This is a genomic window from Halomonas sp. hl-4 (genome assembly GCF_900215475.1).
In the GTDB taxonomy this organism is placed as follows: domain Bacteria; phylum Pseudomonadota; class Gammaproteobacteria; order Pseudomonadales; family Halomonadaceae; genus Vreelandella.
Genome location: NZ_LT907845.1, coordinates 1,318,880 through 1,332,382 on the forward strand (window position 1 = coordinate 1,318,880; position 13,503 = coordinate 1,332,382).

The window sequence follows — 13,503 nt, forward strand, 5'->3', positions numbered from 1 at the left end:
CATTTTTACAAACTAAGCAACCAGAAACCCAAATAAAAAGAAAACCACATTCATAACAAAACCAAAAATCATTTAACCTTACCAAACCCTAAAAATATAGTTGAGTAGCCTTTTAAAACCACCCTTTCAATATTCAAATCGCAAAAAATATAACCATACCTATCCGTAACTTCTTTTTCATCTAAAAAAAAACGAACATGTCCAAATGAGTCAAAATTAGGTACTGAGAAAACAACTGAAGCCCCGCTTGATATACTTGATAAAAGCTCAACATCCTTTTCAATATGCTCAAGCACCTCAAGCAGGATATATAAATTATTTTCACTGTTAGGATCTAGCATATCCGATGAAAAAGCATTCCCTTTAATAAACTTTCCGGCAATTTCTCTTTGTTTAGCTTGTGAAATAGCAACAGCACTATAATCAAAACCTGTATAATCAAGTGCAGGAAGTCTTTTAAGTGCATACTCAGCAAATTGTCCAGGACCGCATCCAATATCAATAACACTTAAAACATCATTATCCTTAAAATAATTAACAACTTTATCCCAAGCAGGAGTATAAATGGAGTCTTCTGAACTCGATGCATATTTATCAGAAGTCTGGTAAACAGCATCATAAAACCGATAAGAAACTTCGATTGAATACCCAGAATAAATTTCATACTCAAGTTCTTCTTTAATTGCAATGGTAGTTAAAGGGATGCTAAGGCATAAAAATTCGGAAAAATAGATAGAAGATAACAGAATGCTGTACGCAGTACTTATATATCCTAGTTTTCTTAAAATGTCAGCCGCAAAAGTTGCAAAGCTAATTAGCTGAGAATATTCAGGGTCCAAATTAATTATATCCCAAATAAACTGCTCGGCTTTCATCCAATGTTTTTTATCACGATAAAAAGATGCCAAAGTGTGTAAAGACCTGCAATTATAAACACCAACACTAACTGACATTTCTAATAGGTCGATAGCTTCATCTAGTCGGTGCTGGTTTTTTAATGCATGAGCCTTAGAGATAATCAAACCTATAGCTTTTTTTTCTCCCCTTAATAAAAAGCTGTAGACTTCATTAGCATTGAAATAATCCTCATTATAAATATATGTTTTAGCTAGTTTAATTAAAGACTCAGCATCATTATTTTTATTAAAAACATCAATATTATTTTTCATAAGAGCACTCGACTTGATCTATACTATGGCGATAGAAATGACTTTATTAGTACTTTATTTAGATTACCACGCGTATCCTCTTTATAATAGGCGTTAAAAAAATGCAAGAGAGAGCTAGACGCCACCCCATCTTCAGTAGCAGCCAAGGTTAGAGTCAGAAGCCACTTTATCGTGTTTTATTACCAGTTGCTCGGCATAAGCTGAAGGTGTCAGCCCTCCAAGACTCTTCCTCAGTCTTTCTTCGTTGTGCTCCCGCCGCCATACCTCAATTACAACTTGGGCGTGATGAAGGTTGGTGAACCAACGCTCATTCCGGCATTCATCTCGAAAGCGCCCATTGAACGATTCGATGTAGGCGTTTTGGTTGGGTTTTCCAGGTTCAATTAAAAACAGAGCCCATGGCAGCATAGCGCGCCCACAGAATTCTGATCTGGCACTCATACGAATGACACGCAGTGCTCGGCGCTCACTCAGGCCACGTGACACCATAAAGCGCACCACGTCTCGGCGTGAAAACGCGCTTACCACTTTTTCATCAGCGCCTCGCGAGTGACCTCCATTTCTAGTAGCGAATCAGCGAGCAGCTTTTTCAAATGCCCATTTTGGCTTCGAGTTCTTTGAGTCGCTTGGCATCGGGTACGCTCATGCCGCCAAACTTGCTACGCCATAGATAGTAACTAGCCACTGAGAAGCCGTGCCGACGGCATAGCTCCTTGATGGGCAGTCCCGCTTCTGCTTCGCCCAGGAAACCAATGATCTGTTCTTACTGAAACGCTTCTTCATATCCAATCTCCTTACGCATAGGATCGGACTCTAAAGTGTAGCGCTACTCAACCTGGGAGTGAGACATTCACAAGCCAATGGTCAGCAGGGAATTTCACAGATATCATAGTATGATTCTGGGCGCAAATGCCTTAAACGCCATGTTATTTTTTAATTCTTGAAAACCTAGCTTTTAACTAAACAAATGAGGGTAGTGTAATCTTAAATGAGCTAACGCCATAATCATGGCTCTACTGCCCCCCTTATTGGGGTATTGCTCCCCAAGCCAGCCATTAGGAAATTTTGGAGAATTACGACTTACGACATTAATTATTTTAATAATAAGATTTAAATCATTCAACTGAACCCAGGAAGGAATAAAACCCGGCAAACTGGTACCATCATGACGCTCAGTAATAGAAATATTGGAATCATCATCAATAAAATGTGGCAGGCCACCCTCATTAAAAATCTTATTATGTATGAGCATACTACTTAGATCTTGCAGGATAGGATCAGAATTTTTTATTAAACCAGCTTCTGACAAAGCAACTGGTAACTCAATTGACGCGCCAGCTTTCCAGATTGCTTCTGCTTTCATTTTATGAGGATTATCAGATGGGGAAGGCGAATATGGCCACTTAACTAGACCAGATTCACTTTTAGTTAGGAAATATTTGTAGTAATTATAAATATCTAAAGCTAATCTTCTAAAAACGCAAGGAGCTTGCTCCAATTTAGACGCATGTGCTAACGACGCAGCATATAAATTTGCATGATTAATTGCCTCTACCACTTCGTCTGACTTATGCGTAAAATAACTGCCGAAACTAGCTTTTTCTTCTTCACCTAAAAACTCAGAAAGAGTTATTATAGCTTGATTGCCTATCAAATTGTTTCCAAATAGCGAAGCATACTCTGACATAGGCAACGTTATCAAACCTGCAGTAGTAATCTCATTTGCACGTTTGTTATTCTTAAACTTACCCCCCCATGAAGCAACTACCCTACCTCTTTCTTCATCAATAAGTCCCAAATTATCATCTCTTTCATCTAAAAGTCTATAACAAGTATTTAAAAATAAATCATCAAAACGCCTTTCTCCTGAAGCACGATATAGATCGATCAAAACTCTACCATAATACCCCCAGTACCAACCATATAATCTCCCTTTTTCACCAGGAGCAAGACCATGGTCACTCCTCTTAAACATCATATCCAGCTGAAGATAGATAAACTCAAAAAGCTCATCTAACGAAGGTGTACTTTTTAAAAGTCCTGCACTATCATCAAAATCGTTACTCTTATACTTTCTATTTAATACTTTAAATTCTGAATAAAGTCGATATCCAAATTCTTTCTCAACATTCTTGAGAGAGTTTGAAATTTTTTTGACTGAGTTCAAACTTCGATAAAAATTCACTAACGGTGTAACAGAAGAGTTTGGTATTTTAATATCAACTGCATAAATATTATTTTCTTTTAGCGATATCCCAACTTGTCCCAACCTATAAACTGTTCCACCCTCTTTATATATCAATGTATTAGCATCATTGACTGGTAATAAACCAAAGCTTATTACTCGCTCTTTAGCTCTACCATCTAACCCGCGGTTTATATCCTCACCTTCCCACAGAGAATAGTTTATGATCTCAAGTAAGTCTGAGGAATAGAACCTTCCCATGCCCATTGTTTCATTTATTCGCCAAGGCATCCCAGCATTTTTTTCCATTCCACCATAACCACCCCAATATATAGATTCTATGGGGTTTGAAATATCAACAAAGTAACCGTCAGTAAAACCGCCGCATAAAACTCCGCGATCAATCCAAGATCGATAAATATCAAATACTTTTACTGGAAGAAAATCATCAGAACCAAGAATTATTACAGCATCCGGATTTAGGCCTTTAGTTTTTTTAAGTCCAGCCTCCCATTTTTTATTTAATGGAGAATTGCTATGCTCAAGATATATAAATCCATATTTCTCTACGAGCTCTTTTGACTCCTCTCCTTCGGAACCTACAGCTAATAGTTTTAAATCAATATCAGCTTCTAATTCTGAAACTAATCTTTTGTAATAAGATAAAAAAACCTCAGTTAGATCTCTCCGTTGCCAAATACATGTCAATATGACAACTGTAGGTCTATCTTTATTTTCTTCTTTTCGTTTTTGTCCTAAAAAATTTAACGAATCTTTAAGGGTTATATTAGATTTCAAATTTGCTTTCATCGCCAGCTTCCCCAATATGCCGGCAATATTTTTTTGATTAAATATTGGTCTTTTTTTGCCAACATACCTTAAATAATTTTCTTTCAACTCAACCAAATCATTAAAGCAACCCACCTCAGCTTCAGTTTCCTCATAAATATTGCAAATTCTTTTATAGGATAAAAAATCATAGGGAACACTTTTCATACAAGCTAAATAAAGACTATAAGCTGCTTCATAGTCTTTATTTCTATATTTTTGCTCTGCTTGCGATTGCAGTTCTAAATAGCCAAAGCGTAATTTTCTGTTTGAATTATCGAAATTCATAAAATATCCACATATTATTGATTAAATAAAGCACTAATAATTAAAAATTTTCCACGGATTTTTTACAGTTTGATTGCATTAGCATTCATTATATCCAACCAATTATTCATCTTGCTCAACTCAATATTGCTTCGTTGTCAATTGAGAAAATGATTAGCTATAGTTCCAGAACCATCTTTTACAAGGAGAACAGTGTTAACTGTTCTCAAATAAGCTGCTTTGCTCTATGATAAATTTCTTTAGCTAATTTTTTTGCAATGGCGACTACAGTATGGCTGCGGCCTCGTTTAAATCGCCATATTGGTATTTTCTGTTTTTTTGTTTTTGGGGTTGTTTTTGGGGTTGGGTTGTTAAACTCAGCAGCTTCGCGATTATTATTAAGTTTTGATAAAAAGAAAGCTTCCTCTAATGCCTCTTGTGCAATCTTTAATTGAGTAAATAAAAGCTCATTTTCTTCTTTTATAACAGCCAATTGATAGGCGGAGTCTCGAGACTTTGATTCATTATTAGTAGTCGTATTTTTAGCTTTTCGAAGTGATATACTTTCTTGTATTTCGCTAAGCGATTGCTCTCCATAACTGTAAATTCTTACAGGAGTTTGATTGATATTTCTTTTTTCAACTTCACTAGCCTGATGCTTTGGTCGAAAAAGGTATTCTTCAACTTTCTGTTTTCTTAATTCATCTTCAAGCGCTTCGTGTATATTAAGTAGCTGGGTACGTAATAGCTCATTGTCATCCCCAGCACAACATAGTAACTGAAAGAGTTCTAGCTCTTCCTTTTTTCTATCACAAGTATTAATATTAATCCCCCCCTTACCTTATGAGATTTTCAAAAATCTTCAAGAAAAACATATTATATAACTTTTACTTAAAATTAATAATAATTTGCATTATCTTTAGAACCTCCATTGGGGCTTTATAACTAATAAAATTTATAAACCACTTTATTACCTTTTCTTATAGCTAACTTTAGAGAAAGTAAAACTATATCATAGCAGCCTTCAAAGAGAAAACATGAATTCAACCAATAGCTGGATCACCTTCGGTAACTGAATTTCAGATTATTCCCCCTGGCATGTCTGTGAGGTTTTTTGATATCCTTCTTAACTTCGAATAAATTTTGTATAGGCCGCGACGTTACCCCATCTTCAGTAGCATCCGAGTTTAAAGTCAGAAGTAACTTTATCGTGTTTTACCACCAGTTGCTCGGCATAGGCTGAAGGTGCCAGCCCTCCATGACTCCTCTTCGGTCGTTCTACATTGTACTCCCGTCGCCATGCCTCAATGACAACCTGGGTGTGTTGAAGGTTGGCGTGTAATGCCCCCCTGGTTTTTGCACACCCTACGCAGCTATTGCAGGGTGTGCTCGGGGTGCCACATAGCCTAGTGACTGATGTGGCCGTTCTTCGTTGTAGTACCGCATCCAGCGCCCGAGAACGGCTCTAGCTTGGCCCAACGACTCAAATCGATGCTGCCAGATGCACTCCTCCTTCAATGATCGGAAGAAGCGCTCGACAAGCCCGTTCTGCTCCGGTGTATATGGCGTCGTGAACTCTTGGGTAAGCCCATAGGCCTTCACTGTCGCCGTGTAATACCGACTGCTGAATACGAGGCCATTATCCGATCTCAGTGCCAGAGGTTGATGAATACGACCCAGCGCGCCGAATCGTTACACCAGAGCCTCTTCTAGCGCGGCTTCTGCGGTCTTGCTGCTGCCATTGTCCGATAATCGCCAACCGAGAATTTCTCGCGTGCAGCAATCGATGATCACCGCCAGGCTGGCCCGTCGGTCCTTGCCGCACCAACCGTGCGTCAGATCAGTGGCCCAACGCTCATTCGGTCGTGTGGTCACTGAGGGCAGACTCCGGGCACGCGGCCGGAAGCCCTGCGGTTCGCTTGCGTACCTGCCAGTTCTTCAACTGCAGGATGCGCTGGATCGGTTTGCGGTTCTCACCCAGCACACACGCCAGACGACGATAGCCATAAGGTGGGGAACTGAGGGTTCTGCTCATATCATCCTCCTAATAGCTGCACTATAGCCTGTGCAGCTCTGGAGGGGGTCACTTCATGACGTCGACTTAACCCTCTGCTCACTTCGGTTGGTAAAGCGGGGCAAGAAGCATAAGTCATAAAACAAATCACCAATGAAGTCTAAGCTCTAATTTTAGGAACCTTAAGATGAAAGCTTAAGCCTCATTCTAAACTAATCCAGAGGTAGCTAATTTTTATTAGCTTATAATTCCGACAGCCAATTAATCTATATTTCTTACCAATGAGAATTAGAGCGCTCCAGTAATACCCACCTAAAAAAACAATAGCCAGACTTCACGCTCATTACATTATCAAACTAACATGCTATAAACTTTAAGCAAGTTTTTTTCCTGAGCATGCCAAGAGTATTTTTCCTCCAAAAATTTATTTATTTCTGAAAAATCGGCGTGCATCTTTTTATAAGTGTAAGCTTTCAATATACCTATAGCAATATCGTCAGGATTTGCTTGGTCAACCACCACACCTATATTAAGCTCTTTTATAAAACCTGACATTTCTGGCAAATTAGATACAACAATAGGAACTCCGGCAAACGCCATTTCAAATAATTTGTTGGGCATGGAATATCTATAGCTTAAAGATACATCCTGGATTAGACAAACACCTAAGTCAGCTGTCTGGATCGTAGGTACGACAATATCTGATGGAACGCTAGGCAGCATATGTATACGTTCTGCAACGTTAGCTTCTTTTGCAAGGTTAAGGAGCCAACAATCATTACTTTCATGTCTGGGGCCTAAAATGACTAAATAGAAATCCTCTAATTTAGCCATTGAAAGTATAAGCTTATCTAACCCTCTAGCTTCTCTTCCAATACCACCGACATAAATAATCACTTTATCCTTCGGATTCAGCCCAGTTAGATGTTTAATATCAAAGAAATTATTTTTGTATTTATCTATATTTATTTCTGGGGAATTCATTACAAGAGTGGGACGGCAGCCAGGAAAACGTTCATCATAAAAATCAACAGCAAAATTACATACAGTTATAATATGATCAATTTTTTTGAATAGCCCTCTTTCCAAACTATCAATAAAGCTCTTTTTCTCAACCGGCAAAGGTGGAACGCGCTCTACTTCTATCTCATGTGCGTCGTAAACAACTTTTGCACCTGTTTTCTTTGAAAGGAGCACAGCTCCTAATAATGGATGAAGATCATGGGAGTGAATAACATCAGGAGATATATCACCAACAAAGTCTAGAAGGTTTGTAGCATAAAAGAAATATCGAACATAATACAACTGTTCTTTAATTTTATTGCAATATTTTTCTCTATTGTTATCTTTATCAAAACACCGCAACTTTTTCTTTAACCTTTCTCTTTCCTCTTTTCCTTCCTCAATTTCTAAACAAAGCCTATCAAATTCTAATTTATTACTATTGTATGCTTTTCTTTTATCAAACTGTCTGTAAGAAAAAAAACCAATAGATAACATTGGACATAATTCTTTATAATCAGAGTTCATAACTTTGAGTAATTTTTTCCTTTTTATTTTAATGTTATTTATCTTATCGTTTACAGCATATAGTTTTGATAATAAAATATTTCTCTCGGGTAGAAGGCTAGCTAAAGCGTTAATAGAGTTAAAATAAGAATTTAGATACGAAGAAAATAAATTTACTACGTCTACACCAGCTGGTGACAGCATTTCTTCGATTTTATTTTTTTTTACTAAATTTTCAGAAAAACATTCAAATCTATATACATGTATATTATCATTTATGTATTCGTATTCAGAAAATCCAGCTGCAATTCTACCATATATATATACTTTATGACCAGCACGAGCTAAAGACCGTGCTTGCTTCATAACACGCGCATCAGTAGTACCAGGATTAGAAACTAAAGAAACTATAATTTTCATATTTTCCTTTAAAAAAATATAAAGCTTACTGTTAACAACAAACCAAACTAAAATCAAAAAAGTTAACCTTCAAAAAGCTAATTTAATAGTACTAACGTGCCCCAAAGCCGGTAAAAATAATCCGCACTGTTTTCAGAATGATCAACACATCCAGCCACAGTGAAAAATGCTTGATATAGTAGAAATCATATTGCAGCTTGCGCGTCATACCATCCACTTCAGCCAAGTAGCCCTGCTCCACCTGGGCCCAGCCACTTATCCCCAGACGGACTACGTGTCGATAGCGGAAAATGGTACATCCTGCTCGTACCACTCAGAAAGCGAAACCGCCTCGGGCCTCGGGCCAATAAAGCTCATCTCACCACGCAGAATATTAAAAATCTGAGGCAATTCATCCAGCCGGTAGCGCCTTAACTTACGACCAAGCGGCGTGATGCGTGGGTCATCCCCCGTGAAGTCTTCCCCACTCATATCATGGTACATGCTACGAAACTTAAACATATTGAACGAGCGTCCACGGTAGCCCACACGTGGCTGCATAAAAAAACACAGGACCAAGGCTATCGCGCTTGATTAACAAAGCGAAAAACAGTAGCACCGGCAGCAAAAAAGGCAACAGGACCACCGCACACAGAAAATCCATCACCCGTTTGAAACCCACGTAAAACAATGGCGGCAACAGGCTGCCAAACTCATTCTCTGAGAGGCGGTCGATCTGAACGCGACCCGAGATCGACTCTGTTATCTGCCTGGAATGATAAACAGGAATATGGCAAAGCGTGCAGGTGGCCAAGAATTTTTGCCATTCCGGAGGTAGCTCCTGGGCGCGCAGGTCAGCCATGACGCCGTCTACCCTCAGACCATTAAGGCTAGGATCATCGAGCAAGCGAAGATCCACTTTCGAGTTGCCCCTTAAACGATGTGTGTCACCAAATGGCACAACTGCAAACTTCAAATTATGGAAGCGACGACCTCAAAAATAGCCTACGTAAAACCACAGCAAGCTGACCAGGTAGCCGCTAAACATTACTTGGCGGGTATATCCCTCTCGGGTAAAAAACAGAATAGCCACCACCAACAAGAAAGTGATCGAAACCGTGGGCATTATATTGGCCCCAAGCTGTGCCCTCGGGAAGCACCCCATACGCCTTAGCGTCAACGCTGTGGCAGTAAACGCAATACCGATCGCAACTAATGTGTTACGCCGAACATCCGGCAGGTAATCCCAAAATCCCCAGCCCCAGCGCTCAAGCCCGGGTATGAGCAGGGCCAAGGACATGCCTACTACCAGATGAAACGTCAAACTGAACAGTAACAGCTCATACCAGCGCGAATGGCGTCGTTGATATTCGTAGTTCATACTGTTAGAAATATCTTAATGTAAATAGTGTAAATGCATTGAAAATGAATCCGCTGCACGTTCATGACAATTTTTTTTCACGGAGCTTTTGAACTTCTTCGATTATTTTTTTAGCATGTAAAGACACATCCATATTATCAAACAGCCAATTTAAGCCGTTTTGTCCCATCAAACGCCTTTCTTCATGAGAAATATCCCTTAGAAAGCATAACGCATTTATAATCTCAACTATGGAATCTGGAGAACAACGTACAATACAACCTTCATGATCAAAAGGCGATCCACCATCATTCACTGAATAAATCACTGGACAACCAGCCAAAAAATAATCATTGATTTTCGTGGGACTAATCCCCCACTTAAACACATCCGAATCTTTTAAGCCAATATAGGCGGCGTCCATTTTACTCAAAAAGTCTCTGACCTGATATCTATTGACTGGAGAAAGAAAAGTCACTTTACTGAACAGACCCAGCTCACTACTTTTTAACAATAAATTATCTTTCTCTGGTCCATCTCCTAAAATAAAAAGATGAACATTATGACACTCATTGTAGCTTAAAGCCTCAAGCAATATATCTATATTAGTCGCTTTACCGAGAGAGCCACAATAACCTATTTTCAAACAAGACTTTTGATCTACATAATCAATTACGTCTATATGAGCACTTGGCAATTTCTCTATGCAGTCGAGATCATCAAATTGAATACCGTTTGGAATATGTATGAACTTATGCTCATCCATTCCTCTTGTTTTCAAATATTCTTTAGCCCGCGATGGAACAGAAAGAATAAGGTCAGAGCTACGACAGGCAAAATCTTCTGCTACTTGCATCAAGTAAATTAGCGGATTTTTCTTGGACACGCTCATTAAGCTAAAGAGAGTAAGTGGCCATAAATCACGAATATCAAATATCAAATATGATTTTTTTAATTTCGACAAGAAGAATGCCGGAAAAATACATAAAGGATTTGGTGATGATGCTACAATCACGTCCCAATTATTTTTCTTCGCGAAAAAAACGCCAATGTTAAAAAAAAACATGTTCAGCACACGAAGAGTATTATTCCCTTTTTTGTGCTTAATTGTGGGAAACCAATAATAGTCTATACCATCAATATTTTCATTTTTTCCACTAGGCTGTTTAAATCTTGATTGAGCAAAAGAAGCAGCAAAAACTGTAACAGAATGCCCCATTTCAACAAATTCTCTGGCAAGATTATAATTTCTATAAACCATACCGTAGTCAGGAGAACCCGCATCTTGAGAAATAATCAGTATTTTCATCTTTAGCGGGATTCAAGCGCTTTGACAATGTTGCTTGAAGCGAGGCCATTTCCATACAAATTCTTAGAATAATCAAACTCAAATTTTAAGACTTCTGATGCCAAACTGGTTATTCTTTCCTTATTAGCACCAGCTAAAATATTGACTCCAGCTTCAACTAATTCAGTCCACTCTGTTTCATCTCGCATTGTAATACAGGGCTTATGAAAAAAGTATGCTTCTTTCTGTAAACCGCCACTATCAGTAATGACACAGCTAGAGTTTTTAATAAGCCAGACCATTTCTAAGTAACCGACTGGATCAATTACAGAAAAATCGATTGAGATACCTTGCTTCTCGATGATCTGACGTGTTCTCGGATGAAGTGGTACAACAACAGGTAATAAAGAATAATGAATATCATTAAGTGCTAAAATGATTTCAGACAACCTTATAGGGTCATCAGTGTTCTCAGCTCTATGAAGCGTTGCTAAAATAAAGTCATCCGAATCAAGTTTAAACGTTAAAGGCACTCTAGACATCGGTGAAAAAAGCTGTGCGGCATCTTCCATCACATCACCAACGTTATCTACGAAAACATTTTTTTTTGAAGCAAACCCCTCACTTATAAGGTTATCAACGGCTGTGTCCGTGGGACAAAATAGAATAGAACTCACTTGATCAGTTAAAATACGGTTAATTTCCTCTGGCATTTTCATGTTAAAGCTTCTCAAACCCGCTTCAACATGTGCAATAGGAATATGCAGTTTAGATGCAGCAAGTGCACCTGCTAGCGTAGAGTTAGTATCACCATACACCAGTACATAGTCAGGTTTAGACTCCATTATTGCTTTTTCTATCTCAATAAGCATTTTACCAGTCATTTCACCATGACTTCCTCCATGTATATTGAGTTGAAAATCGGGCCTGGGAATTTTTAATTCATCAAAAAATATATCCGACATATTACTGTCGAAATGCTGGCCAGTGTGAAGCACTGTTTCTTTCAATAACTCACTTTTATTAATTTCTTTAGAAACTGCTGCTGCTTTAATAAATTGAGGACGGGCACCTACAATTGAAAAAATATTCATTTAAAAAATCCTTTATAGAGAGATTTTAATTTTTGCGAGTAGATTTCCCAATTGTCGTTATCAATAAATATTTTGCAATTTATACTTTTTCTATCTCTAGAGACTTGATCTATAGAATTTATAATTTTGGCTATATGACTAGCCTGTAGAGACGAATCCAACAACCAACCTATCTGCCATTCATCTACTATCTTTTTCATTTCAACCATTGGTGTGCATAGAAGAGGAACACCAGCATTGGGGTACTCCCACAGTTTATTTGGGGTACAATATAAATGATTTAGCCCATGATTCTCATAAGGAATTAAGCCCAAGAAAGCACCCATAGTCCAATGTGCGAGTTCACTTTGAGGTGCTGGAGGTATAATTACACACTTTGGGTAAAAGCAATTCCTTTGCGAGTTAATCTTATCAGCCATTGAGCTTAACTCATTATGTATGCCTCCCCACCCCATTAAAACAAGGGTAGTGTCATCCGAATAAAACTCGGAAGACTTTACTATGCTTTCGATACCTCTTTTCCTTGCAAAACCACCTTGATATAAAATTATTTTTTGATTTTCTGGGAGCATAGCTTTTTTATGCAATCTGTAATCGTACTCAATTGGTATATTTTTTAAAGTCGCATTTTTAATTATCAATGCTTTAGGAAGGTTTGGATATTTGTCAGCATAAAATTTGGCAATACTTTCATTGATTGTTATAAAGTGGTCAACTAGCGCTTGGAATGAAGAAATTTTCTTTGATATATTCTCCTTATTGTCAGCTTTAATTTGCGCTGTTTCTTCATATATTTCATGCGCATCCCAAATCAACAAACAACCAAGCTTATTTTTAAGCTTTATAGCTGCATCCATTGTTCTTAAGTCATGCGCATGGATAATATCTGGTTCAAACTTTACTACTTTATCATACATAGCTTTAGTTCGGTGCTCATCGTAAACTTTTTTTCTTGTGATTTTGATTAAAAAATTAATTACTTTCAAATAATAAAAATAGAGCTTATTTCTGTAAAAATAAGAGAATAAAAAAAACAGAGGTAAAACCAAGAGGCCAGTAAAGACAACAAAAATGGGCAAATAAAAAGCTGAAAATAAAAGTACGGCAGCAAACAAGAATAAAGTAAAAAGGGAAATTATTTTGAAATTTTTCCTAAGATATGATGAGACATCATTGTACAGAAAAGCTAAAACACCTACTGTAAATTGCTTAGGTATTAGATCTAGCGTAACCCCTGATTCACGTTTTTTACAATAGCCATTTCTAGTATGATTATCTTCGAATCCAAATATTTTGACCTCGAAGCCAGGTTCCGAAACTGAATCCGCACTTTTAAGTATCCTTCCATCGTTTACTACCGAGTTAAAGCTTAAAACTGCCACTTTTTTTC

At 37.9% G+C, this 13,503-nt stretch carries 15 protein-coding genes and 1 pseudogene; all 16 read right to left on the bottom strand.

Translation table 11 applies throughout. From position 1 onward, the window contains the following. Positions 1-68: 68 nt before the first annotated feature. Positions 69-1,169, bottom strand: coding sequence for a class I SAM-dependent methyltransferase (locus CPH17_RS06400; protein ID WP_096298670.1), 1,101 nt, complete (start codon positions 1,167-1,169; stop codon positions 69-71). Between the two features lie 132 nt (positions 1,170-1,301). Beyond that, positions 1,302-1,952, bottom strand: a pseudogene (locus CPH17_RS20475) (integrase core domain-containing protein). A 172-nt stretch (positions 1,953-2,124) separates the two neighbouring features. Continuing rightward, on the bottom strand, positions 2,125-4,470 hold the full coding sequence (locus CPH17_RS06410; RefSeq protein ID WP_096298672.1) for a hypothetical protein: 2,346 nt from the start codon (positions 4,468-4,470) through the stop codon (positions 2,125-2,127). Between the two features lie 205 nt (positions 4,471-4,675). Further along, the gene (locus tag CPH17_RS19875) at positions 4,676-4,942 is read right to left on the bottom strand and encodes a hypothetical protein (protein WP_157742943.1); all 267 of its coding nucleotides are present in this window, start codon (positions 4,940-4,942) and stop codon (positions 4,676-4,678) included. Positions 4,943-5,620: 678 nt separating this feature from the next. Next, a complete protein-coding gene (locus CPH17_RS20480) occupies positions 5,621-5,899 on the bottom strand; it encodes an integrase core domain-containing protein (RefSeq protein WP_157742978.1) in 279 nt (92 codons plus the stop codon). After that, complete coding sequence (locus CPH17_RS20485; RefSeq protein ID WP_197703512.1) at positions 5,815-6,051, bottom strand: integrase core domain-containing protein; 237 nt, start codon at positions 6,049-6,051, stop codon at positions 5,815-5,817. Before CPH17_RS20485 ends, CPH17_RS20480 begins: the two co-directional genes overlap by 85 nt. Before the next feature lie 90 nt (positions 6,052-6,141). Then, positions 6,142-6,324 (bottom strand): DDE-type integrase/transposase/recombinase, encoded by a 183-nt coding sequence (locus tag CPH17_RS20095; protein WP_197703513.1) that lies wholly within the window; start codon positions 6,322-6,324, stop codon positions 6,142-6,144. Further along, positions 6,305-6,484 (bottom strand): hypothetical protein, encoded by a 180-nt coding sequence (locus CPH17_RS19885; RefSeq protein WP_157742944.1) that lies wholly within the window; start codon positions 6,482-6,484, stop codon positions 6,305-6,307. The genes CPH17_RS20095 and CPH17_RS19885 overlap by 20 nt, the downstream gene beginning before the upstream one ends. 330 nt (positions 6,485-6,814) lie before the next feature. Then, a complete protein-coding gene (locus CPH17_RS06420; RefSeq protein WP_096298675.1) occupies positions 6,815-8,392 on the bottom strand; it encodes a glycosyltransferase in 1,578 nt (525 codons plus the stop codon). A gap of 91 nt (positions 8,393-8,483) precedes the next feature. Further along, entirely contained in the window at positions 8,484-8,618 is a 135-nt protein-coding gene (locus tag CPH17_RS20360; RefSeq protein ID WP_269457729.1) for a sugar transferase, read from the bottom strand. Positions 8,619-8,662: 44 nt separating this feature from the next. After that, a complete protein-coding gene (locus CPH17_RS20365) occupies positions 8,663-8,893 on the bottom strand; it encodes a sugar transferase (RefSeq protein ID WP_269457730.1) in 231 nt (76 codons plus the stop codon). Further along, positions 8,886-9,278, bottom strand: a complete 393-nt coding sequence (locus tag CPH17_RS20110; protein ID WP_197703516.1) for a sugar transferase — start codon at positions 9,276-9,278, stop codon at positions 8,886-8,888. The genes CPH17_RS20365 and CPH17_RS20110 overlap by 8 nt, the downstream gene beginning before the upstream one ends. Positions 9,279-9,365: 87 nt before the next feature. Next, entirely contained in the window at positions 9,366-9,752 is a 387-nt protein-coding gene (locus tag CPH17_RS20115; RefSeq protein ID WP_197703517.1) for a hypothetical protein, read from the bottom strand. Positions 9,753-9,813: 61 nt separating this feature from the next. Beyond that, positions 9,814-11,040 carry a glycosyltransferase family 4 protein gene (locus CPH17_RS06430; RefSeq protein ID WP_096298677.1) on the bottom strand — a complete coding sequence of 409 codons (1,227 nt, stop codon included), beginning with the start codon at positions 11,038-11,040 and terminating at the stop codon, positions 9,814-9,816. 2 nt (positions 11,041-11,042) lie between these two features. Continuing rightward, positions 11,043-12,113, bottom strand: a complete 1,071-nt coding sequence (wecB, locus tag CPH17_RS06435) for a non-hydrolyzing UDP-N-acetylglucosamine 2-epimerase (RefSeq protein ID WP_096298679.1) — start codon at positions 12,111-12,113, stop codon at positions 11,043-11,045. Further along, positions 12,110-13,495: a hypothetical protein gene (locus CPH17_RS06440; RefSeq protein WP_157742945.1), complete on the bottom strand. Its 1,386-nt coding sequence runs from the start codon at positions 13,493-13,495 to the stop codon at positions 12,110-12,112. Before CPH17_RS06440 ends, wecB begins: the two co-directional genes overlap by 4 nt. Positions 13,496-13,503 lie beyond the last annotated feature (8 nt).